Annotated in this window: 20 protein-coding genes; 8 read left to right on the top strand and 12 right to left on the bottom strand. The window is 67.7% G+C overall.

The features are described from left to right. Window positions 1-71: 71 nt before the first annotated feature. From BCR55_RS23100 to BCR55_RS23080, 4 genes are all read right to left on the bottom strand, one after another. Entirely contained in the window at window positions 72-2,429 is a 2,358-nt protein-coding gene (locus BCR55_RS23100) for a CHASE2 domain-containing protein (protein ID WP_065496063.1), read from the bottom strand. 39 nt (window positions 2,430-2,468) lie between these two features. Further along, on the bottom strand, window positions 2,469-3,248 hold the full coding sequence (locus BCR55_RS23095; RefSeq protein WP_006411483.1) for a response regulator transcription factor: 780 nt from the start codon (window positions 3,246-3,248) through the stop codon (window positions 2,469-2,471). A 1,227-nt stretch (window positions 3,249-4,475) separates the two neighbouring features. Continuing rightward, on the bottom strand, window positions 4,476-4,706 hold the full coding sequence (locus tag BCR55_RS23085) for a hypothetical protein (RefSeq protein ID WP_006405996.1): 231 nt from the start codon (window positions 4,704-4,706) through the stop codon (window positions 4,476-4,478). Between the two features lie 176 nt (window positions 4,707-4,882). Then, window positions 4,883-5,788 carry a hypothetical protein gene (locus tag BCR55_RS23080; RefSeq protein WP_006405993.1) on the bottom strand — a complete coding sequence of 302 codons (906 nt, stop codon included), beginning with the start codon at window positions 5,786-5,788 and terminating at the stop codon, window positions 4,883-4,885. A 79-nt stretch (window positions 5,789-5,867) separates the two neighbouring features. On the opposite strand from BCR55_RS23080, the gene BCR55_RS23075 reads away from it, so the two are divergent. The 3 genes from BCR55_RS23075 to BCR55_RS23070 all read left to right on the top strand — a co-directional run bounded on the left by BCR55_RS23075 (window position 5,868) and on the right by BCR55_RS23070 (window position 9,725). Further along, the gene (locus BCR55_RS23075; protein WP_006396323.1) at window positions 5,868-6,206 is read left to right on the top strand and encodes a helix-turn-helix transcriptional regulator; all 339 of its coding nucleotides are present in this window, start codon (window positions 5,868-5,870) and stop codon (window positions 6,204-6,206) included. Window positions 6,207-6,218: 12 nt separating this feature from the next. Further along, a complete protein-coding gene (locus BCR55_RS32720) occupies window positions 6,219-6,644 on the top strand; it encodes a hypothetical protein (RefSeq protein WP_139094079.1) in 426 nt (141 codons plus the stop codon). Between the two features lie 93 nt (window positions 6,645-6,737). Next, a complete protein-coding gene (locus BCR55_RS23070; RefSeq protein WP_053298234.1) occupies window positions 6,738-9,725 on the top strand; it encodes an amino acid adenylation domain-containing protein in 2,988 nt (995 codons plus the stop codon). A gap of 67 nt (window positions 9,726-9,792) precedes the next feature. On the opposite strand, the gene BCR55_RS23065 is transcribed toward BCR55_RS23070, so the two are convergent. Together BCR55_RS23065 and BCR55_RS23060 are read right to left on the bottom strand one after the other, a co-directional pair. Then, window positions 9,793-10,275, bottom strand: a complete 483-nt coding sequence (locus BCR55_RS23065) for an OsmC family protein (RefSeq protein WP_006405990.1) — start codon at window positions 10,273-10,275, stop codon at window positions 9,793-9,795. Window positions 10,276-10,328: 53 nt separating this feature from the next. Beyond that, window positions 10,329-11,258, bottom strand: a complete 930-nt coding sequence (locus BCR55_RS23060) for a 2-hydroxyacid dehydrogenase (RefSeq protein ID WP_065496057.1) — start codon at window positions 11,256-11,258, stop codon at window positions 10,329-10,331. A gap of 167 nt (window positions 11,259-11,425) precedes the next feature. Between BCR55_RS23060 and BCR55_RS23055 the strand changes: the two genes are divergently transcribed. The 5 genes from BCR55_RS23055 to BCR55_RS23035 all read left to right on the top strand — a co-directional run bounded on the left by BCR55_RS23055 (window position 11,426) and on the right by BCR55_RS23035 (window position 16,080). Further along, window positions 11,426-12,349, top strand: coding sequence for an ABC transporter substrate-binding protein (locus BCR55_RS23055; RefSeq protein WP_006411484.1), 924 nt, complete (start codon window positions 11,426-11,428; stop codon window positions 12,347-12,349). Then, window positions 12,346-13,524: an ABC transporter permease gene (locus BCR55_RS23050; protein WP_053298232.1), complete on the top strand. Its 1,179-nt coding sequence runs from the start codon at window positions 12,346-12,348 to the stop codon at window positions 13,522-13,524. Before BCR55_RS23055 ends, BCR55_RS23050 begins: the two co-directional genes overlap by 4 nt. Beyond that, complete coding sequence (locus BCR55_RS23045) at window positions 13,521-14,459, top strand: ABC transporter ATP-binding protein (RefSeq protein ID WP_065496056.1); 939 nt, start codon at window positions 13,521-13,523, stop codon at window positions 14,457-14,459. The genes BCR55_RS23050 and BCR55_RS23045 overlap by 4 nt, the downstream gene beginning before the upstream one ends. After that, entirely contained in the window at window positions 14,456-15,247 is a 792-nt protein-coding gene (locus BCR55_RS23040) for an ABC transporter permease (protein WP_053298231.1), read from the top strand. The genes BCR55_RS23045 and BCR55_RS23040 overlap by 4 nt, the downstream gene beginning before the upstream one ends. Before the next feature lie 173 nt (window positions 15,248-15,420). Next, window positions 15,421-16,080 (top strand): lytic transglycosylase domain-containing protein, encoded by a 660-nt coding sequence (locus tag BCR55_RS23035; protein ID WP_065496054.1) that lies wholly within the window; start codon window positions 15,421-15,423, stop codon window positions 16,078-16,080. A gap of 210 nt (window positions 16,081-16,290) precedes the next feature. Here BCR55_RS23035 and BCR55_RS23030 read toward each other — a convergent pair whose 3' ends face one another. The 6 genes from BCR55_RS23030 to BCR55_RS23005 are packed head-to-tail and all read right to left on the bottom strand — an operon-like array spanning window position 16,291 to window position 23,319. Next, the gene (locus BCR55_RS23030; protein ID WP_006396314.1) at window positions 16,291-16,731 is read right to left on the bottom strand and encodes a dihydroneopterin aldolase; all 441 of its coding nucleotides are present in this window, start codon (window positions 16,729-16,731) and stop codon (window positions 16,291-16,293) included. Further along, on the bottom strand, window positions 16,728-17,360 hold the full coding sequence (locus BCR55_RS23025; RefSeq protein WP_035489014.1) for a sarcosine oxidase subunit gamma: 633 nt from the start codon (window positions 17,358-17,360) through the stop codon (window positions 16,728-16,730). The genes BCR55_RS23030 and BCR55_RS23025 overlap by 4 nt, the downstream gene beginning before the upstream one ends. Then, the gene (locus BCR55_RS23020; RefSeq protein WP_006396312.1) at window positions 17,350-20,361 is read right to left on the bottom strand and encodes a sarcosine oxidase subunit alpha family protein; all 3,012 of its coding nucleotides are present in this window, start codon (window positions 20,359-20,361) and stop codon (window positions 17,350-17,352) included. The genes BCR55_RS23025 and BCR55_RS23020 overlap by 11 nt, the downstream gene beginning before the upstream one ends. Continuing rightward, window positions 20,358-20,657 (bottom strand): sarcosine oxidase subunit delta, encoded by a 300-nt coding sequence (locus BCR55_RS23015; RefSeq protein WP_006396311.1) that lies wholly within the window; start codon window positions 20,655-20,657, stop codon window positions 20,358-20,360. Before BCR55_RS23015 ends, BCR55_RS23020 begins: the two co-directional genes overlap by 4 nt. A 16-nt stretch (window positions 20,658-20,673) precedes the next feature. Then, window positions 20,674-21,918, bottom strand: a complete 1,245-nt coding sequence (locus tag BCR55_RS23010; protein ID WP_006396310.1) for a sarcosine oxidase subunit beta family protein — start codon at window positions 21,916-21,918, stop codon at window positions 20,674-20,676. 15 nt (window positions 21,919-21,933) lie between these two features. Beyond that, window positions 21,934-23,319, bottom strand: a complete 1,386-nt coding sequence (locus BCR55_RS23005) for an L-serine ammonia-lyase (protein ID WP_006396309.1) — start codon at window positions 23,317-23,319, stop codon at window positions 21,934-21,936. Window positions 23,320-23,456 lie beyond the last annotated feature (137 nt).

Here is a 23,456-nt window from a genome sequence, read left to right as displayed (position 1 = left end):
TCGCTTTCGAGTGGACAGGGGAATCGGAAGAAAATTCCGGATGCGTGATTTCGGCGCGCGCGCGCCGGCGTTCAACTGTCGCGTCGCGCGACGTTGCGAGGCAGCAGCACGGTAAATACGGAACCGCGTCCGACCGCACTTTCGACGTGGATTTCGCCGCCGAGCGCATCGACCACCTGCTTGACGAACGCGAGCCCGAGGCCATGCCCGGCGGTCGCGCCACGCGCGTCGACACGGAAGAACTCGGTGAACAGATTCGGCAGCTGATGGGCCGGTATGCCGATGCCGGTATCGGCGACGCTTACGCACCAGCGTCCGTCGCGCTCGTCGGCCGATACGGTGACGGTCGCCCCTTCGGGGCTGAACCGCACCGCGTTGTCGATCAGATTCGCGAACGCGCGGCGCAACAGCAACGCATCGGCAACGACGAGCATGCCCGGTTCGGCGAACAGTCGGATCCTGACCCGCTTCGCGCTCGCATGCGCCCACAGGTCGTCGACCGCGTCGCCGAGCAGCGGCGCGAGGTCGACTTCCGTCGCTTTCGATGCGCGCGCCTGCGCGCGTGCCAGGAGCAGGAACTGATCGGCGAGCGTGAGCGTCCAGCGCGCATAGTGACCGACGAGATCGGCGAACTGCGCTTCGGACAAGTCGGCCGGCGCCTGACGACGCTGCTCGATCAGCGCGAGGATCGCCGCTTGCGGCGAACGCATGTCGTGCGACAGAAAGCGCAGCGCCGCATCGCGTTGGCGCTCCGCCGCCCGCATCGGCGTCACGTCCGCGACGTGGAAGATCACCATCGCGTCACCCGCTTCGTGGGCAGGCACGATTGCGCATTTGACCAGCAGCGAGCGCTGTCGTGCATCGACGATCTCGAGGCCGTCCATCGACGCGACGGGCTCGCTTGCGGTCGCGGCGCCGCTGCGTTGCGCGAGCGCCTGCAGCGCGCGGTGCGCATACTGCGCTGCGTCGTCCGACGCCGTCATCTCGCGCAGCATCTGCGCCGCATGGCAGCCCGTCGCCGGCCGCGGCGAACTGCGCCGCTCAGGACCTGCGTCGTAGAGCGCAAGCGCCCTGCGGTTCGCGAGCATGACCGCACCCGACGCGGATGCGACAAGCGTCGCTTCGGGCAGGCTGTTCATCCACTCGGAAATCAAACGCGCCGAACGCCGCAGCCGGTCGATCATCGCGCTCATCACGAGCACGCGCCGGCGGAACGGGTCGGTCGCGTTCGGGCAAATCGGCGCGTCGCCGGGCAGGCCCGGATCGGCCATCGCACGCTCGGCTTCGCGCGTCAGATACTGCAGCAGCGCTTCCTGCCGCCGCCACGCACTGAACGCGTACGCGCACAAGCAGGCGGCCACCGCCGGCGCCGGAAAGAAGAACAGATGGGCCGTTTTCAGCATCAGCAGCGACATGCCGCCCGCAAAGACCGCCGTGCCGATCGATGCGAGCAGCGCGGCACGCGGACCGAGCATGCCGAGCGCCGCGCATAGCCACGGCAGCACCGACAGACTGAACAGCAGCTGGCCGCCCCACGACGCGCGGCGCACCAGCGATCCGCTCGCGAGCGCGTACGTCGCCTGCGCAACGAACTCGACACCGGCGCGCGACTGCGGTTCGCTGCCCGGCGTGATGAAGTGCGTGTCGGCCGTGCTCGTGGTCGGCCCGATCAGCACGATCGCATCCTTCAGCAAGCCGGGCGCGACGCGTCCTTCGAGGGCGTCGAGAAATGCGATCGTCCGATACGACGGACGCGAAGCAAACGGCACATAGCGGCGGCACGCACCGCTCCAGCGCAGCGCGTCGTGCTCGGGCCGTTCGCCGCAGCGTGCGAACGGCACGCCGCTCGCACGCAACAGCGCGACACTCATATGCTCGTAGTCGGTATGCGCCGGCCCCTCGCGCAGATAAAAGCTGCGCGATACGCGATCCGCGTCCGGCACGGCGTTCACGTGTGCGACCGCGAATGCGGCCGCCGCGATCGGCGCGAGCGGCGGCACCGCGTTCGCCTCCCCGTCCTCGTCGACGGCGACCACCGGCAGCACCACGCGACCGTTGCGCTCGGCCGCGCGGGCAAGCCACGCGTCGCCGGCCGGCAGGATTCTGCCGGGATGCGTGACCGCGACGTCGAGCCCGACGGCCGCGACACCGGCTTCGGTCAGCCGGTCGATCAGCGCCGCGCAATCGGCGCGCTTGACCGGCCATCCGCCGAGCGCCTTCGCGCTCGCAGCGTCGATCGCGATCAGCACGATCTTGTGCGGCGACGGTCGCTGCAGCAAGGGCTGCACGATGTCGAAGAAGAACAGGTCCGCGCGGCGCAGCACGCCCGTCGCGGTCAACGACACGCAGAGCAGCAGCACGAACGCGGCGATCGCGATGCATTCGCGCACGAAACCCGAGGGCCCGTGCGCGGCGTCGACGCGCATCATATGTCGCTCACGGCACGCACTCGCACGAAGGGGGCGGACTCATTCACACTCGAATCCCGCCGGGGTCAGCGGCCGCGCGAGCGCCGGCTGCAGGCTCGGCCGATGCGCGGCCGCACTGTCGTGTGCGCGGCCTGACGATACGATCTCGAGCCGATATCCGTGCGTGTAGACGGAACTGAGCCGCAAGCCGTTTTCAGGGCCGAGTTCGAGCTTTTGCCGGATCCGGTAGATGTGCGTATCGAGCGTGCGCGAGTCGGGATCGAGTTCGCGTCCCCACGTACTGATACAGACGACCTTGCGCGACAGCAGCTTGCCGATGTTGCTGAAGAAGAATTCGACGAGATCGAATTCCTTCGGCGTGAGCTTGATCGGCTCGCCGCGCAACAGGATCGTGCGCTCGCGCGGGTTCAGCACGTAGTCGCCGGCGCGGATCGCGCCGGTTCGCGCCGCATCGCGCGTCGAGCGCATCAGCAGCGCGCTCACGCGGCTCGCGAATTCGGCGACACGAAACGGCTTCACGATGTAGTCGTCGGCGCCGGCGTCCATCGCGAGCACGATGTCGTCGTCGAGTGACTTGCTCGTCACGAACAGCACGGCAGGCGTCGTACCGAGCGTGCGGCGAATCCAGTACAGCACTTCGAAGCCGCTCATCCTCGGCAGCAGCCAGTCCAGAATCACGAGGTCGAACGGCTCGGCGCGCAGCCGCTGCTGCGCGTGCTCGCCGTCGCCCGCTACGACCGCTTCGTGGCCGAGCGACGCGACGACGCGCGCCGCAGCCTGCGCATGGACGGGATCATCTTCGACTATCAGCACACGCATCAGTGGGTCATCCTTGTCATCAGCAGCCGGGCGCCGCAGCGCGCGTCGTCCATGCGCACCATCGCGCGTTCACACACGAGCGCACACGCCGCGCACGAGCGACACATGAGCCGACCGTCGACATGCGTCCGCATCTCGCGTCGCGGCGCGCCGGCCGTCGCGTTCGCACCGCGTCGCCGCGCTGCACGATACGCGGCGGGCAGCCGACGCAACGCCTCCGCTGCACGCGCGCACCCGGGCCCGTGATGAAGCGGCGAGCGCCGCCAATCGGCGCGCGACCTACTCGACCGAGATCGCACCGCGATTGCCCCGCCCCGCACGCGTCCGCTCGTGACGGACGTCCGCATGCGACGCATGATGTCGAGCGCCGCCAGCGCACGGGTTGCCTGGAAGCGTCCATTGAGGTAGATGACGTACCTTTTTTGGGTCGTTCAGCCGGGCTCTTCGCATCTGGATGTATAGGGGTTGACGCGCCCTCGTCGGGCTACATGTGTTTCGATTGCGCGTATCGCCCGGTTACGACGTCCGGACGTTTCCCGCGGCGGAGATCGGTTCTCTTCTTCGGGAACCTGGCAATCTTTTCCGATTCGACGATACGATTCGCTGTATCGGTAACACTTGGTAACCCAAGCGCTGGCGGATTTTCGCACATGGGTTTTTATTTGTCATGCGAATAGCTGTGTCACGTCAAACTTACCGGTCGCATGCGCGCAGGCGCCGAGCGCGCGATCGCGACGCCTGCGTCGTGCACGGTTGCACGATGGCGATGCGGCACCGAATGCGTTCGTCGCGTTATCAGGCCGAAGCAGGCCAGCCTGCCTCATCGCGATCATCGCGATCCGGATCGAACGGGCGGCGGAGTTTGGCGCTCGCGGATCGTCGGCTTCGACGCGGAGCTAACTGAATGAATGAAGCGCCGACCATGCGGCAATGACCGGTCGAACGCACGGCGGCGTTCGCGGCGCGCGCTTCAGTTCAGGCGGGGAAAGACATCGCGAGCGCATCGTCCGACCATGTAGCATGCGGCCACGAGCGCTTGCGAGACGACGAGGCAGCGCAGCTTCGTTTCATACGCACGAAATTAAACGCACTTCATCGCTGCAAACGCACGCGAGGAGCACGCGACTCACGCGCGGAATTCGAACGCGGCGCGACGCATTCGAAGCGGCGCCGATATGCGAGAGCGCACAGCGTCACGCCGCACGGACGCCCGGAAAAACACGCGCGTCAATTGCGGCGCGCAGCATCCGCGCTCACGACGTGATCGAAGAACGCCTGCGCACGCGCGAGTTCGTCGAGTGCACGATCGAGCCGCGACATCGCGGCCGCGTATTCGGTGGACGCGCGTTCGTCATCGCCCTCGCCGCGCACTGCGCGAAACGCCTGATCGACATTGCGCGTCGCTTCGACGAAGCGTTGCGCGGCCCGGGCTTCTCGTGAACAGATGTGGGTCGACATCGACACTTCTCCCTCAGGTTGCGTGACGAAGCGGGCCGGCGCCCGATAGGCGGCTGCATGCCGACGCATCGACCGCCGCGCGGCGCGCTTCGACCCGATTGTCTCTCTGCGCTCGCCGAATCGCCACGGCGAGATTGCAACAAATTCTTGCGCCGGCAACACCGCCGACGCGCGCGTCACGCGCGCCCGACGCGCGGATGCGCGAGCGCGCCGAACGCAGACGCTTCGCCGGGCGACAGATCGAACAGATCGCCGGTGAACCCGCGCGCATGATCGGCCACGGGCCGCGTGCGCAAACGCGCGACATGCGCGGGCGCGACATACGCGGCGGCTGTTTCGATCGGCGGCACGTCGAACAGATCGCGTGTGAAGCCGCGCACCGCATCCGTCGACGAACGGCCGCGCAAGCGCGCGACGAGCTCCACGAAACGCTCGAAGTCGCCCGCGCGCGTCGCCTTGTTGACCTCCGCGAGATCGCGCGCCTTCAGCACGCTCGGCTGCGCGAGCCGCACGAAATACGGCGCCTCGAGTTCAACCGACAACGCGAGCGGATAGCTCTTGCCCGTTTGCTCCTTCGCGCGCCCGACGCAGTCGACGACGGCCGCGCCTTGCGCAGCGCCGAGCGGCTTGCCGGTACTGACGCTGCGCAGATGCTCGGGAAACACGCGCAGCTGCGTGCCGACCGTCAGCGCGGTGGACGACATGCAGACGAGCGCGTAGTGCTGCTCGCGACGGCGCCCTGACGGCAGCGTTGCACGGCTCGCGATGAACGCATGCGGCGGCAGCTGCCGCACCTGCCCGCTCGCATCGATCCACGCGTTCCACAGCAATGCGTCCTCGCGCTTGCGCTCGCCGCCGCGCGAGCGTGAGGCGACCGGCGAAAACAGCGCGAGCAGCGAACCGGTGCGATGCGCGGCGACTTGCGCGCTGCTGCCGAGCGGCTGGTTGATGCCCCACAGAAAGCGCCCGCCGCCGAGCCTGCGCTCCCATTCCTTGCGGAGCACGACGGTCGGCAGTTCGTCGCCGGACTCGGTACCGATCTTCGTCCAGCAGAACGTGGGAGGGAGGTGTTTCAGTGTCATCGACTTTCTCGGATACAGCCGCTCGCTGCAGACAGCAAGCCCATTCAACAACCGTAACTGTATAGGTATAATGCATCTCATGGAAGCCCCGGACAATGATTTTCCTGTTCAAGACCTGTTGCGCCATCTGTTGGCAGATACGCGCTCGTCCAGCGAAATCGCGCGGCTTTCGGGCGTCAGCCAGCCCACGGTGTCGCGTCTGAGGCTGTCGAAAGGGCAGCGGCTGCGGCGCAGCGCGCCATTCAATAAGCTATGCAGTTTCTACGGCCTCGATACCGCTCCTGCGCGGCGCCGCTACAACGATCTGCTGCGCGACGCGATCGTCGACGCATGGGACGGCTCCGACGAGCACGGGCGTGCGCTGCTGGTCGTGATTCAGGGCCTGAAGGATCTGCAGGCGAAGGCCGACGACGGCTGACGGCGCGCGCGCGTGGACGCAAACGCGCACACGAGGCGTCGGCAGACGAAACGAAACGGGCGGTGGCGAACGCAATTCGCCGCCGCCCGTTTTTCATTGGCGCGCCATAAAAAAAGCGAAACGAAACCCCGCTTAATTCAAGAAAAATTAAAAGTGGAATTACGTTTGCATTTTTTCGAGAACAAGCATATAAAGCCTGTGCGCCATCGCTTCAAAACGACATCGACCAAGCAAACGCCTCGGGGCCACGCACATGAGTTAGTCGCGCTCGTTGTCCGCCATCAAGACCGCCGCGTCTTTTTCGATTCATCCCGTCAAGCCGTTGTCTCGCCTGCTCGTCCAGGCGCGGCCGCTCGCGCGCCGCGCGCTGACGCACGCGCGATCGCGGCGGGGAAAGCCGTCGTCGTCATCGAGAAAAAATCGCGCGAAATGCAGTGATCGTCTATTGGTCGATCATTTGCGCGTTATTTACCCAACGATTTTTCATCCGTATTTGAAACTCGCCCACTGCAGTATCAAAGGAGAATTTTCATGGGAATTGAAACCATCGAATCGACCGTTCTGCACGCCTTTTCCGCACGCGTCGCAGAAGCGCCGAATCACACCGCGATTCTCGCGCGCGATGCGTCGCTGACCTACGGCGAACTGGACGCGCGCAGCAATCGCGTCGCGCGGGCGCTGATCGCACGCGGCGTCGCGCCGGGCAGCCTGGTTCCGGTCGAAGCCGTGCGCTCCGCCGATTTCCTCGTGGCGCTGCTCGGCGTGCTGAAGGCCGGCGCCGCCTACATTCCGATCGACGATGCGTATCCGGCGGAGCGCAAACGCCACATCTACGAACAAAGCGGTGCGACCGTCGCGCTCCACGCGCGCGCCAATGCGGCCGCCGAACCGTCGAGCGCGGGCGTCGCGCCGCTCGCGGTGGCGTCGCTGATCGGCGACGATGCGCCCGACGGCGAGCTGCGCACACCGGCGCCGCACGATCTGCTCTACGTGATCTTCACGTCGGGCACGACCGGCCGGCCGAAGGGCGTCGAGATCGAGCATCATGCGGTCGCGCGGCTGGTCGACTGGCACAACCGCGAGTTCGGCGTGACGGCAGCGAGCCGGATGCCGCTGATGGCCGGACTGAGTTTCGACATCTCGCAGTGGGAGATCTGGTCGGCGCTGACGGCCGGCGCGACGCTGCTGTTGCCCGACGAAGAGATCCGCCCCGACGCCGATGCACTCGTCGCGTTTCATCGCGACCATGCGACGACGCACGCGTTCGTCCCGACCGTGATGGTGCCCGACTTCGTACGCGCATCGCGCGGCAGCGATCTGGCGCTGCGCTACCTGTTCACGGCCGGCGAAAAGCTGCAGCCGGTCGACACCGACGGCGCGACCTACACGCTGATCGATTTCTACGGACCGACCGAGACGACGATCTTCGCGACGATGCATCGCGTGCCGAGCGCGACGCTCGGCCGCCCTTCGTCGATCGGCCATCCGGTGCCCGGCGCGACGATCCATGTGCTCGACGCGCAACTCGCGCCGCTGCCCGACGGCCAGGTCGGCGAGCTCTGCATCGCGGGCCCGTGCGTCGCTCGCGGCTATCTGAACGACCCGTCGCTCACGCACGACAAGTTCGTCGCGCTGCCGCACGATCCCTCGCAGCGGCTGTACCGCACGGGCGATCTCGGACGCCGGCTGCCCGACGGCTCGATCCAGTATCTCGGGCGCATGGACGATCAGTTGAAGATCCGCGGCCACCGTGTCGAACTCGGCGAGATCGCATCGGTGCTGTCGACGCAGCCCGGCATCCGCAAGTGCGCGGTGATTGCCGTCGAGGACGCGTCGAATGCGAAGGACATCGTCGCGTTCGTCGTGCCCGACGCGGAGCACGCGAACGGCGACGTGATCGGCTCGATCCGCACGCGGATCCGCGCGTGCCTGCCGCACTACATGCGTCCGCGCCGCTACGTCGTGCTGCCCGAGCTTCCCGTCACGTTGAACGGCAAGGTCGACAAGGCCGCGCTGCGCGAACTCGACGACGGCAGCGCGGCGCGCGCATCGCACGCGGGCTGGCGCGACGACCGCATCGACACCGCGATCGCGCGGACGCTCGCACCGATCCTCGGCCATACCGATTTCGGGCCGGCCGACAATTTCTTCGACATCGGCGGCCACTCGCTGCTGATCGCGGAGTTCGTGCGTCGCCTCGGCGAAACGTTGCGGATGAAGGTCTACGTGCGCGACGTGTACGAGTGTCCGACGGGCGCCGCGCTGCGCGAGCGCCTCGAAGCACGGCTCAACGAGCGGCAGTCGCTGCTCGATGCGGAGCCGGCGCGCGCGCTGCGCGACGACATCGCGCTGCCGGACGGCATCGCGTCGTTCCGCCCGTTCGATACGCGCCGGCTCGAACGGCCCGCGCATATCCTGCTGACGGGCGCGACGGGCTTCGTCGGCGTGCATCTGCTGGCCGATCTGCTCGAGCGCACCGACGCGGTCGTGCACTGTACGGTCCGCGCGGCCGATGGCGCATCCGCCCGCGCACGCATCGTCGAACAGGCGCAGCGCTATCGCGTCGCGCTGCCCGACTCGTCGCGCTGGGTCGCACATGCGGCGGACCTGTCGCTGCCGCGGCTCGGCATGAGCGATGCCGATTACCGCACGCTGGCGGGCTGCGTCGACGTGATCTATCACTCGGCGAGCGCGGTCAACTTCATTCAGCCGTATTCGTACATGCGCACCGACAACGTCGACGGGCTCAAGCGCGTGCTCGCGTTCGCGGCGGACGGCCAGCCGAAGGCACTCATGCTGCTGTCGACGATTTCGGTCTACAGCTGGGGCCATCTGCACACCGGCAAGACGACGGTGTCCGAAGACGACGACATCGATCAGAACCTGCCGGCCGTGATGACGGACATCGGCTACGTGCGCAGCAAATGGGTGATGGAGAAAGTGGCCGATCTCGCGGCGTCGCGCGGGCTGCCGCTGATGACGTTCCGCCTCGGCTACGCGACGTTCCATCGCGACACGGGGCTCAGCGCGAACTATCAGTGGTGGGGCCGGCTCGTGCGCACCTGCATCGATCAGCAGCAGATTCCCGATCTGCGCAATCTGCGCGAAGGGCTGACGACAGTCGACTACATGACGCGTGCGATCGCGCATATTTCGCGCAATCCGTCGGCGCTCGGCCACAAGTACAACCTCGTGCATACCGACGACAACAACCTGACGCTCCGGCAGTTCTTCGAGCGCCTCGAACGGCATTTCGGATTGCGCTTCGAGACCGTGCCGTTCCGTCAATGGCTCGACGGCTGGCAGCACGACACGGCCGCGCCGCTCTATCCGCTGCTGAGCCTGTTCCGCGACGTGATGTACGACGGACGCTCCACCGTCGAGCTCTATCAGGACACGTACCGGTGGCGCTGCGACCGCGTGCAGGCGGCACTACAGGGCAGCGGCATCGAGGAGCCGACGTTTACGCGCGACGAACTCGCGCGCTATCTGACGGAGTCGATCGGCCATCGCGTGTAACACACGGCAGGACCGGCACAGCACGCACGATCGCACGAGCGATCCTGCGTGCGCGTCTACGGTGCCCTCATTGCGCGCGATGTTCCCACGTCCCTTCGACGTCGATCGTCGTGCGCACCGAATTCGCGAGAAAGCAGGCGTCGTGCGCGGCGTGATGCAGCGCCGCGACTTCGTCGTCGGTCGGCGCACGCTCGCCACCGAACGTGACGGCCGGCTTCAGCACGATGCGCGTCACGACTTCCTTGCCGGCGTCGTTTTTCGCCATCGTGCCTTCGGCTGCGTCGCGATAGCGTGTCACGACGAAGCGCCGCTGCGCGGCGATCGACAGAAACCACAGCATGTGACAGCTCGACAGCGCGGCGACGAACGCCTCTTCCGGGTCGACTGCAGCCGGATCGGAGAACGGCACGCGCACGACGTGCGGCGAGCTCGACGCAGGCACCGTCACGCCGCCGTCGAAACGCCATTCGTGCCGGCGGCTGTAGCGGTTGTCGACGAACTTGTCGTCGGGGGCGGCCTGCCATTCCACTTCAGCGATGTACGTCGACATCGGGATTCCTTCGTAGACAAAAAAATGTGTGAGGCGCGTGGCGGCGGCCGCGCTCACAACGGCGTGAGCAGCGGCTCGCCCGCGAGATGCCGCGCGGCGTTGTCGAGAAACTGCTGCACCGAACGATCGAGCGCCTCGGGCGACCAGCCGCCGAGGTGCGGCGTCAGCACGACGTTGTCGAGCGCGGTCAGCGCGCGCGGCGGTTCGGGTTCGCCTTCGTACACGTCGAGCGCCGCGCCCGCGAGGCGCCGTTCGCGCAGCGCGTCTGCCAAAGCAGCGGTATCGACGACGCTGCCGCGCGAAACGTTGACGAGAAACCCGTGCGGGCCGAGCGCATCGAGTACCGTGCGGTCGATCAGATGGCGCGTGCCCGCGCCGCCCGGCGTCGCGACGATCAGAAAATCGGCCCACTGCGCAAGCGCGTCGAGCCGTTCGAAGTAGCGGTACGGAACCTGCTTCGCCGCGCGGTTGTGATAGCCGATCTCGATGTCGAAGCCCGCCGCGCGCCGCGCGCATTTCTCGCCGATCCGGCCGAGCCCGACGATGCCGAGCCGCTTGGCCGACACGTTCGGCGGCATCGGCAACGCGTCGCGCCAGACGCCCGCGCGCGTCGCCGCATCGAGCCGCACGATGCCGCGTACCGCGGCGAGCAGCAGTGCGAACGCATGATCGGCGACGCAGTCGTCGTTGGTGCCGGCGCCGGTGACGACCGCGATCCCGCGCGCCTTGGCATGCGCGACGTCGATCTGCTCGTAGCCGGCACCGAGCGCGCCGACGAGCGTGACCTGCGGCAGTGCATCGATCTCGTGCGCGGCGAGCCCCGTGCTGCCGTTGGTCAGCACCGCGCGGATCGTGCCGCCGTGCTCGGCGATCGTGCGTGCGCGCAGCTCGGCGGTCGGTGCGTAGCGCACCTCGAACGACGCGGCAATGCGGCGCTGCGCGTCGTCGCGCAGCGCAATGAGGACCAGCAGTTCCGGTTTCATGGCAGCAGATGTCCGCAGGGCGGGAACGGCTTGCAGTGTAGCAAGGCCGCGCGCCGGCTGCCGGTTGTCCCCACGCGCGCAGGGGCCACGCGGCCGCGCGCGGTTTGCCAAAGCCGGCTCAGTCAAGTAAGTTTCGGCGTACGCCCCCGTCCTGGAGATTGGCCACGATGAAGCTCGCCCTGCCCGCCCGGATCCTGGGCCTCGCACTCGCCGCATCCGTCGTCGCACCCGGTGCACACGCGGATGCGCCCGTCGTCGTATCGTCGAAGATCGACACCGAAGGCAACCTGCTCGGCAACGTGATCGCGCAGGTGCTGAAGGCGCACGGCATTCCCGTCACCGAAAAGATCGCGCTCGGCGCGACGCCGATCGTACGCAAGGCGCTGACGAGCGGCGAGATCGACATCTACCCCGAATACACCGGCAACGCCGCCTTCTTCTTCAACAAGGCCGACGATCCGGTCTGGAAGAACGCGAGCCAAGGCTACGACACCGCGAAGCAGCTCGACTATGCGGCGAACCACCTCGTGTGGCTCGCGCCGGCGCCCGCCAACAACACGTGGGGCGTCGCCGTGCTGTCGTCGGTCGCGCAGGCGCGGCATCTGAAAACCTTCAGCGATTTCGGCAAGTGGGTCGCGGGCGGCGGCAACGTGAAGCTCGCCGCATCGGCGGAATTCGTCAACAGCGCGTCGGCGCTGCCGTCGTTCGAGAAGGCGTACGGCTTCAAGCTGAAACCCGATCAGCTCGTCGTGCTGTCCGGCGGCGACACGGCCGCGACGATCAAGGCGGCCGCGAACCAGACCGACGGCGTGAACGCCGCGATGGTGTACGGCACCGACGGCGGGATCGCATCGAGCGGGCTCACGGTGCTCGACGACGACAAGCACGTGCAGCCCGTCTATGCACCGGCGCCGGTGATCCGCGAAGCCGTGCTGAAAGCGCATCCGCAGATCGCCGACTATCTGAAGCCCGTGTTCGCGAGCCTCGATCTGAAGACGCTGCAGATGCTCAACGCACGCATCCAGATCAACGGCGAGCCGGCGGCCGGCGTCGCGAAGAGCTATCTGAAGTCGAAGGGCTTCGTGAAATGACGATGCGCGCGGCGGCCTGCGCGCGGCGCGTGACACCGGACAAGGTCGGCATCCTGATCGGCGTGCTGACGATCGTCGCCGTGCTCGGCATGCCGTTCGTCGTGCTGCGGCCGAATCGTATCGCGGCCGGCACCGGGCTGTCGGTGTTCGCCGCGCTGCCGGTCGCGCAGGGTGCGGCGCTCGCGACGCTGTGGATCGTCGGCGCCCTGTGGGCGATGACGGCGAGCCGCCCGACGTGGCGGCTCGCGGCCGGCTGCACCTGGCTCGCGACGCTCGCGTATGCGCTCGGCGCCGCCACGTCGCACGCGGTCGCACCCGACGACATGCTCGCGCGCGTGTCGCCGGCAGCCGGCGTGTGGGTGCTGCTGTTCGCGTGGGCCGTGCTCGTCGCCGACGCGCTCGCGCGGCTCGCGTTCGGTCCGTGGCGGCGGCTCGCCGCGCTCGTCGTCACGATCGCGGCGGTGTCGGTGCCGCTCGCGACCGGCTGGTGGGACGGGCTCTCCGTGATGCGCGAATACGCGGTGCGCAGCGACGACTTCTGGCGCGAGGCAAGCCGTCATCTGTCGCTCGCGGGCGGCTCGGTCGCGGCCGCGCTCGTCGCGGGGCTGCCGCTCGGCATCGCATGCGCGCGCGCGGCGTCGGTGCGTGCGATCGTGATGCCGGTGCTCAATATCGTTCAGACGATTCCGAGCATCGCGATGTACGGCCTGATGATGGCGCCGCTCGGCCTGCTCGCCGCGCACGTGCCGCTCGCGGCGGCGCTCGGCGTGCGCGGCATCGGCGTCGCGCCGGCCGTGCTCGCGCTGTTCCTCTACTCGCTGCTGCCGATCGCGTCGAGCGTCGCGGTCGGGCTCGCGCAGGTGCCGCCGCATGTGACCGAAGCGGCGCGCGCGATGGGCATGACGCGCGCGCAGCGGCTGTTCCGCGTCGACCTCGTACTTGCGCTGCCGGTGATCCTGAGCGGCGTGCGCGTCGTGCTCGTGCAGAACATCGGGCTGACCGCAGTCGCCGCGCTGATCGGCGGCGGCGGGTTCGGCACCTTCATCTTCCAGGGAATCGGGCAATCGGCGGCCGACCTCGTGCTGCTCGGCGCGATTCCGACGATCGCGCTCGCGCTCGCGGCCGCGGTCGTCTTCGAAGCCGCGACGTCGCTCGCGAAAGGACGGTCCGGATGATCGAGATCGATCGCGTCGGCAAGCGTTTCGGCGACATCGTCGCCGTCGACGACGTCTCGCTGACGATGAAGCAAGGCACCATCACCGCACTCGTCGGCGCATCGGGCAGCGGCAAGTCGACGCTGCTGCGGATGATCAACCGGCTGATCGCACCGACGAGCGGCACGATCCGCATCGACGGCACCGACACGGCCGGCGTGCCGCCCGAGCAGCTGCGGCGGCGCATCGGCTACGTGATCCAGGGGCACGGCCTGTTTCCGCACTGGAGCGTCGCGCGCAACATCGCGACGGTGCCGCGCCTGCTCGGCTGGCGCCCCGACCGCATCCGCGCGCGCGTCACCGAACTGCTCGAGCTGTTCCATCTCGCGCCGGCCGAGTTCGCCGACAAGCTGCCGCACGAACTGTCGGGCGGCCAGCAGCAGCGCGTCGGCGTCGCGCGTGCGCTCGCCGCCGAGCCCGCGATGCTGCTGATGGACGAACCGTTCGGCGCGCTCGATCCGATCATCCGCAACAAGGCGCAGGACGATCTGCTCGCATTGCAGCGGCGGCTCGGCATCACGGTCGTGATCGTCACGCACGACATCGAGGAAGCGCTGAAGCTCGGCGACACGATCGCCGTGATGGACGGCGGCCGCCTGCTGCAGGTCGCGACGCCGGCCGACATACTCGGCAATCCGGCCGAGGGCGTCGTCGAGCAGCTCGTCGCGGGCGTCGATCGCCCGTTGCGCCTGCTCGCGCTGACACCGGTCGACGCCGTCGCCGAAGCGGGCCACGCGGACGGCGCGCCGATCGAGGCCGCACGCACGCTGCGCGATGCGATCTCCGAGCTGCTGTGGCGCGGCGTCGACGCGCTGCCGGTCGACGACGGCCACGGCCGCCCGTCGCGCCGCATCACGCTCGACGCGATCCGCGCGCATGCGAGGAAGCCCGCATGAATGCGCGCGATGCGCTGCGCGGTACGCCGTCGGCGTCGCGGCCGTTCACGGCGCGCCGGCTCGTCGCGCCCGCGGCGCGCGCGGCCGCGCTCGCGCTGCTGCTCGTGCTGCTGCTGCGCCCGGCCTGGCTGCACGGCTGCTTCGCGCCGTTCGCCGACAACGGCGCTCCGGTGATCTACGATCGCGCAAGCCTGCTCGATCTCACGCTCGCGCATCTCGGTACGGTCGCGCTGTCGAGCGCGATCGGCACGCTGATCGCGGTCGCGGCCGGCATCGCCGTCACACGGCCGTTCGGCGCGGACTTCCTGCCGGTCGCACGCAGCATCGTCGACATCGGTCAGACCTTTCCGCCCGTCGCCGTGCTCGCGCTCGCGGTGCCGGCCGTCGGCTTCGGATTGAAGCCCGTGCTGATCGCACTCGTGCTGTACGGGCTGCTGCCCGTGTTCGAAAGCACGATCGCCGGGCTCGAGGACGTGCCGCGCGACGTCGTCGAAGCCGCGCGTGGAATGGGGATGAGCGGCTGGCAGCGGCTGATGTCGGTCGAGCTGCCGCTCGCGTTTCCGGTGATCGTCAACGGCATCCGGCTCGCGGTCGTGATCAATCTCGGCACTGCGACGATCGGCTCGACGGTCGCCGCGCGCGGGCTCGGCGACGTGATCATCGCCGGCCTGCAGACGTCGAACACCGCGTTCGTGCTGCAAGGCGGCGTGATCGTCGGGCTGCTCGCGGTGCTCGTCAGCGATGCGGTCGGCGCGGTCGCGCGCATCGCGGCCGCGCGACGCGCGTAGCGCATAACGCGTGGCGCGACGCGACCGTTCGTCAGGACGCCGTTGCGTGTTCATGCAACCGCTTCGGCGCCGCCCGTCACACACCTACAGATCGCTTTCGTTCGAGCGCCGCTTCGAATGCGCGGCGGAATTGGCCGATATACTGTGCGCCTTCCGTTCTCCCTCATTCGCCCATGCGACGGTTACTCTGGCTGATCGTGCTTTCGTTCGGCGTCGCGCACCAGGCGTCGGCGCAATCGGCATCGGCGGCGGCCGCGCCCGCTGCCGCGGACGTTGCGGCCGCATCGAACGCGCTGCCCGCGTCCGACCCGCTCGCCGCCGCCGATCAACCGAACGAAGCCAATCGGCGGATCACGGCGTATCTGACGAAGAAGTTCGGCGTCGCGAAGGAAAAGGCGATCAAGCTCGCGGACATCGTCAGCGCGACGGCGACGAAATATTCGCTGCCGCCGGCGCTCGTCTACGCGATCATCTCGATCGAATCGCGCTTCCAGGAAAAGGCGCGCGGCCAGCATGGCGCGACCGGGTTGATGCAGGTCGTGCCGGCCGCGCATCGCGGGCTGCTGCGCAACGTGAAGGATTTGACCGAGCCGAACGCGAACGTCGAGGCCGGCTCGGCCATCCTGTCCGGCTATGTGAAAGCGGCCGGCGGCAACGTGCAGGCCGCGCTGAAGAGCTACGGCGGATCGAATGCGTATGCGGCGAAGGTGCTGCAGCGCGTCGATTCGTTCCGCTTCGTGCTCGAGCCGGCCGACGAGGCGAAAGCCGGCAGCGATGCGAAGGCGCGCATCGTGCCGGTCGGCGATTCATCGCCGGCGCCGCGCAAGCCGTAAGCGGGTGCCGCGCGAATCTCGGAGCAGGCAGGCAAGGATAAAGCGCTGTCGGCGCGACGCCACAACATAGCTACGAAAATATCGGCATTACAGGCGCACCAATGCAAAACGGCCCATTGTTCCGATATTTCAGGAACAACGGGCCGCTTCCCGTCGGTCTCATCGATTATTCCGATATTCCAGGAATAACCCCGCCCGCACCGCCAGCGCTCAGATCTGCCCGGCCGCGCCCGTCCACCGCAGGTAATCGCCGCGCGTCCAGTCGAGCGACACGCCGACGCGCTTCGTGCCCGGCCGGATCTTCGGCTTGTGCACCGACAGCGTCAGCGATTCGAGCGCGGGCCATTCGCGGAACGACAGCGCCGCGATGTCGGCGACGAGCGTCTCGAGCAAGCGCGTATGCGGCTTGTGCGCGAGATACGACGCGATCCGCGCGCAGTAGCCGTCGTAATCGATCCACTCGCCCTGTTCGCTCGGCTCGCAGCGATACTCGAGCCGCGCATCGATCACGATCGGCTGCGGCGCCTCGTGCTCGTGCGCGTGAATGCCGACGCGCGCGGGCACCTTCAGTTCGTCGACGAACACGCTCCAGCCGCGCCCGCGCAGGCGCGGTCCGTCGATCGCCGCGAACGGTTCGTCGAACGGCTTCATGATGCGAGCGGCGCCGCGGCGTCGAGCATGATGCGCACGAAATAGTCGGCGAAGCTGCGGCGCACGACGATCTCGTACGACGCGTCGCCGGTCGGGATCAGCACGATCGACGCCTTGAAGTAGTGCGACTGCGCGCACTGGCCCGGCTTCAGCACGCGCGGATGCAGATCGAGCGGGCAGCCGCGTGCGAGCACGTCGCGCACGCGCTCGCCGCCGATCTCGACGACCGTGTAGCCGCTGCCGACGTCGACCGCCGCCGCATACGAACCCTGCACGGCCTCGGCGAGCTGCGCTTCGAGCACGCCGGCCTGCACGGGCCCGTTCGAGCGCACGAGCCATTCGTCGGGACCGAGCCACAGCACGTCGTAGTCGGCGCTGCGCGCAACGGTGTTCGGCTCGGCCGGCGGCCGGCAGCCGACCACGCGCTCGAACGCGCCGACGAACGCCGGATCGCTCAGCTCACCGCGCACGTTCACGAGATCGAGGAACGGCCGCTCGCGCAGCGTGAACTTCTTCGAGGCGCGCGCCTGATGCGTTTTCAGCAGGTCGGCCGCGCCGACGAACGGCGACTCGAGCCGCACGCTGCCCGTGCCCGCCACCGGCGTCTGGTTTCTGGTCTCATTCCACATGCTGGCGCACCCCTTCCGTATCGTAGAAAACCGGGCTCGAGATCTTCGCGGTGACGCGCTTGCCGTTGGCCAGCGGAATCACGACGCTCTCGCCCATCTTGTTCAATCCGCCCTTCACCACTGCCAGCGCGATCGAGCGCTTCAGGATCGGGCTGTAGTAGCTCGACGTCACGTGGCCGATCATCGGCGTCGGTTCGACCGTCGAAATCTGCGTGTCCTTCGCGACGATCTGGGCGCCTTCCGGCAGCACGAACTGCTCGTCCTCCGTCAGCAGGCCGACGAACTGCTTGCGGCCTTCCTTCGCCGTGTCCGAACGCGACAGCGAACGCTTGCCGAGGAAGTCCTTCGACTTCGCGACGAGCCCGCCCATCCCGAGGTCGTACGGCGTGACCGAGCCGTCCGTGTCCTGACCGACGATGATGTAGCCCTTCTCCGCACGCAGCACGTGCATCGTCTCGGTGCCGTACGGCGTGATGTCGAACTCGGCGCCCGCCGCCATCAACGCTTCCCACACCGCGCGGCCCGCATTGGCCGGCACGTTGACTTCGTACGCGAGTTCGCCGGAGAAGCTGATCCGCATCACGCGCGCCTTCACGCCCGCGACGGTGCCGTTCCGGTAGCTCATGAACGGGAACGCTTCGTTGCCGAAGTCGATGTCCTGGCAGACCTTCTGCACGACCTTGCGGCTCTTCGGGCCGACCACCGCGAACGTCGCCCAGTGATCGGTGACGGACGCGAGGCGCACCTTCATGTCGGGCCATTCCGTCTGCAGCCAGCGCTCGAGCCACGTGAGCACGCGCGCGGCGCCGCCCGTCGTCGTCGTCATCATGAAGTGCTGATCGGCGAGGCGCACCGTCACGCCGTCGTCGAACACCATGCCGTTTTCGTCGAGCATCAGCCCGTAGCGGCACTTGCCGACCTCGAGCTTGTTCCACGGGTTCGTGTACATCCAGTTCAGCAGCTTCACCGCATCGGGGCCCTGGATGTCGATCTTGCCGAGCGTCGAGGCATCGAGAATGCCGACGCTGTTGCGCACCGCGAGACATTCGCGCTTCACGGCCGCATGCAGATCCTCGCCCTTCTTCGGGAAGTACCACGGGCGCTTCCAGTTGCCGACGTCCTCGAACATCGCGCCGTGCTCGACGTGCCATTCGTGCACGCAGGTCTTGCGGATCGGATCGAGGAAGTCGCCGAGCTCGCGGCCCGCGAACGTGCCGAACGACACGGGCGTGTAGTTCGGGCGGAACGTCGTCGTGCCCGTTTCCGGAATCGTCTTGCCGAGCGCCTGCGCGAGAATCGCCATCCCGTTGATGTTGCCGAGCTTGCCCTGATCGGTGCCGAAGCCCATCGCGGTATAGCGCTTCACGTGCTCGATCGACTCGAAGCCTTCACGTGCGGCCAGCAGGATGTCCGCCGCCGACACATCGTTCTGGAAGTCGACGAACTGCTTCGGCCCGCGCGCGGCGGCCTCGCGGCTGCCGACGAGCCAGAGCGGCTGCAGTGCGCCTTCGACCGTTTCGGCAACCTGCGGCGCCACCGGGCGCTGCGCGGCCGTGAAACCGGCCGCTTTCGCCGCTTCCGCACCGGCGTCGAGCGCGAGGCGCAGTGCGCGCGCCAGCCCGAACTCGCCGGCGGCCGCGCCGACGCTCGCCTCGGCCTGCACCGGCTTGCCGGGCAGGAAGCACGCCTTCTCGTCGCTCCAGCATGCCTTGCCGCCCGACTGCGCGAACAGGTGCAGCACGGGGCTGAAGCCGCCCGACATCGCGAGGAGGTCGCACGGCAGCGTCTGCAGCTTGCCGCCGGTCTGGCCGTTCGTATAGGACGCGACGTCGACCGACGATACGCGCCATTTGCCCGAGGCGGCCGTCACGACCGTCCCGCTCATCACCGTCACGCCCTGCCGCTTCGCGGCGGCCGGCAGCGCGCCGTTCGACGACGCGCGCGAATCGACGACCGTCACCTTCGCGCCGCAGGCCTTCAGATCGAGCGCGGTCTGGTACGCACGGTCGTTGTTCGTGAACACGACCGCATTGCGCCCCGGCAGCACGCCGAAGCGATGAATGTAGGTCGACACCGCGCCGGCCAGCATCACGCCGGGCAGATCGTTGTTGCCGAATACGATCGGCCGCTCGTGCGCGCCGGTCGCGAGAATCACGCGCTTCGCACGCACCTTCCACAGCAGTTCGCGCGTGCCCTTGCGCATCGACACCGGCAGATGATCGGTCAGGCGCTGCGTGATCGTCACGAGGTTGTGATCCTGATAGCCGAACGCGGTGCTGCGCGAGAGGATCGTCACGTCCGGCAGCTTGCGCAGCTCGGCCTCGATCTTCTCGACCCATTGCAGCGCCGGCTTGCCGTCGATCTCCGCGCGGCACGACAGCAGGCTGCCGCCGAGCTCGCGCTGATCGTCGACGAGCATCACGCGCGCACCGGCCGTCGCGGCCGCGTGCGCAGCGGCGAGACCCGACGGGCCACCGCCGACCACGAGCACGTCGCAATGCGCGTAGCACTTGTCGTAGCGATCGGCGTCGAGCGTGTCGGGCGCCTTGCCGAGGCCGGCCGCCTCGCGGATCTTCTCTTCATACTTCGGCCACATCTTGCGCGGCCACATGAAGGTCTTGTAGTAGAAACCGGCGGGCAGGAAACGCGACAGCTTCTGGTTGATCGCGTACTTGTCGTTCTCGAGCGACGGCTCCGCATTCACGCTCGTCGCGACGAGCCCCTGATACAGCTCGATCTCGGTCGCGCGCGCATTCGGCACCGTGTACGGGCCCGACTCGAGCTGCACGACGGCATTCGGTTCCTCGACGCCGGCCGTCACGATCCCGCGCGGACGGTGATACTTGAAGCTGCGCGCAACGAAGTGCACGCCGTTCGCGAGCAGTGCGGACGCGAGCGTGTCGCCCTGGAAGCCCTGATACGTGCGTCCGTTGAACGTGAACGTCAGCGGAATCGCGCGATTGATGCGGCCACCGGTGCCGAGGCGGTCTTTCTGGCTCATTTGCTCGTGCCCTCTTCGTGTGCGTTGCCGGCGGTCGCCCCGCCGAACTTCTCGTAGCTCTTGATTTCGTACGTGACGGTGTCGCGCGTGACCTTGAACCAGCGGCGGCAGCCCTGCGTGTGCAGCCATTGCTCCTTGTGGAGCCCGCGCTTGTTCTCGCGCATGAACACGTACTCGCCCCACTCGCGGTCGGTCATCGTTTCATTCGCGACCGGGCGCACGATGTCGGCTTCGCCGCCGCACGTGAACTCGGATTCGGCGCGCGGCCCGCACCACGGACATTCGATCAGCAACATGTTGGTTTCTCCTCGTTCAGTGCGCGACGGCGGCGGCGCCGTGTTCGTCGATCAGGTGGCCGGTGTAGAAGCGGTCGAGCGAGAACGGCGCGTTCAGCGGATGCGGTTCGTCGCGAGCGATCGTATGGGCGAACACCCAGCCCGAGCCCGGCGTCGCCTTGAAGCCGCCCGTCCCCCAGCCGCAGTTGAAATACAGCCCCTTCACGTCGGTCTTGCTGATGATCGGGCAGGCGTCCGGCGACACGTCGACGATGCCGCCCCACTGACGGTTCATGCGCACGCGCGAGAACACCGGGAACATTTCGACGATCGCCTGCAGCGTGCCTTCGATGATGTGGAAGCTGCCGCGCTGGCCGAAGCCCGTGTATTGGTCGATGCCCGCGCCGATCACGAGGTCGCCCTTGTCGGACTGGCTGATGTACGCGTGCACGGCGTTCGACATGATCACCGAGTTGACGACCGGCTTGATCGGCTCGGACACGAGCGCCTGCAGCGGATGGCTTTCGATCGGCAGCCGCACGCCGGCCATGTCGGCGAGCGTCGTCGTGTTGCCGGCCGCGACCACCGCGACCTTCTTCGCCTTGATGAAGCCCTTGACCGTGTCGACGCCGACCACCGCGCCGCCTTCGCGACGAATGCCGGTGACCTGGCAGTTCTGGATGATGTCGACGCCCGCGCGGTCCGCGCCGCGCGCGAAGCCCCATGCGACGGCGTCGTGACGCGCGACGCCCGCGCGACGCTGGATCGATGCGCCGAGCACCGGATAGCGGCTGTTCAGGTTGATCGTCGGCTCGATTTCCTTCACCTGCGCGGGCGTCAGGAATTCCGCATCGACGCCGTTGAGCCGGTTCGCGTTCACGCGGCGCTCGGTGTCGCGCACGTCCTGCAGCGTGTGCGCGAGGTTCATCACGCCGCGCTGGCTGAACATCACGTTGTAGTTGAGGTCCTGCGACAGCCCTTCCCAGAGCTTCATCGCCTTCTCGTACAGCGCGGCCGATTCGTCCCACAGATAGTTCGAGCGCACGATCGTCGTGTTGCGCGCGGTGTTGCCGCCGCCGATCCAGCCTTTCTCGAGAATCGCGACGTTCGTGATCCCGTGCTCCTTCGCGAGGTAGTACGCGGTCGCGAGCCCGTGCCCGCCGCCGCCGACGATCACGACGTCGTACTCACGCTTGGGCTCGGGGCTCTTCCATTGCTTCTCCCAGTTCTCGTGATACGAGAGGCCGTTGCGGAACAGGCTGAATATCGAGTAGCGGCTCATGTTGATGGTCCTTCGTTAGCATTCGATGACGTTCACGGCCAGACCGCCGCGCGACGTTTCCTTGTATTTCGTCTTCATGTCGGCGCCCGTCTCGCGCATCGTCTTGATGACCGAGTCGAGCGACACGTAGTGCTGACCGTTGCCCTTCAGCGCCATGCGCGACGCGTTCAGCGCCTTGATCGCGCCCATCGCGTTGCGCTCGATGCACGGGATCTGCACGAGCCCGCCGACCGGGTCGCAGGTCATCCCGAGGTTGTGTTCCATGCCGATCTCGGCGGCGTTCTCGACCTGGTCCGGCGTGCCGCCCATCACGGCCGCGAGCGCGGCCGCGGCCATCGAGCACGCCACGCCGACTTCGCCCTGGCAACCGACTTCCGCGCCGGAGATCGACGCGGTTTCCTTGTAGATGATTCCGATCGCCGCGGCGGTCAGCAGGAATTCGACGATGCCCGCCTCGTTCGAGCCCGGCACGAACTTCACGTAGTAGTGCAGCACGGCCGGAATCACGCCGGCCGCGCCGTTGGTCGGCGCGGTGACGACGCGCCCGCCCGCCGCGTTCTCCTCGTTGACGGCCATCGCATAGAGGTTGACCCAGTCGAGCATCGACAGCGGATCGCGCAGCGATTCCTCGGAACGCGCACGCAGCCGCGCATTCAGTTCCGCCGCGCGGCGCTTGACGCGCATCGGGCCCGGCAGATCGCCCTCGACCTTGCAGCCGCGCTCGACGCAGGCCGCCATCGTGCGCCAGATCGCGAGCAGCCCCGCACGCACTTCGTCTTCCGGACGCAGCGCGCATTCGTTGCGCATCATCAGCTCGGCGATCGACAGCCCGTGCTCGCGGCACTGGCGCATGAGGTCGTCGCCGGTGCGAAACGGATACGGCACCTCGGCCGCCGCGCGCACGCCGTTGACGCGATCGCCGTCGCGGTTCACGACGAAGCCGCCTCCGATCGAGTAATACTCCTTCTCGACGAGCAGCTGACCGTGTTCGTCGAACGCCTGGAAGCGCATGCCGTTCGGGTGCACGATGCTCGTGCCCGTCATCAGCTTCCGGTAGAAGCCGATGTGCTCCTTCTCGTCGAAGCGGATCGTCTGCTTGCCGAGCAGCGACAGCGACTTCTCGGCGCGGATCGCCGCGAGACGCGGCTCGATCAGATCCGGATCGATCGTGTCCGGCAGATGGCCCTCGAGGCCGAGCAGCACGGCCTTGTCGGTGCCATGGCCCTTGCCCGTCGCGCCGAGCGAGCCGTACAGCTCGACGCGCACGCGGCGCACGAAGCCGAGCAGGTTCGCGTCCTCCACGTGCGACGCGAAGCGGCACGCCGCGATCATCGGTCCGACCGTATGCGAACTCGACGGTCCGATGCCGATCTTGAACAGGTCGAAAACGCTGACGTTCATCTGGCTTCCTCTGGATGGCACTGCAAAGTGACGTTGGACGCCAGTACATCAAAGCGTAAAATCCGCCGATAGAACAAAAACGGCATCGGCGTGGGATAGCGCCGCCAAGCGCCCGGCCGCCCGGCCCGAAAGTGCGT

This window comes from Burkholderia sp. CCA53 (assembly GCF_001685525.1).
Lineage (GTDB): Bacteria > Pseudomonadota > Gammaproteobacteria > Burkholderiales > Burkholderiaceae > Burkholderia > Burkholderia multivorans.
Note: the sequence above shows the minus strand (reverse complement) of the source record. Positions and strands in the feature narration are given on the sequence as shown.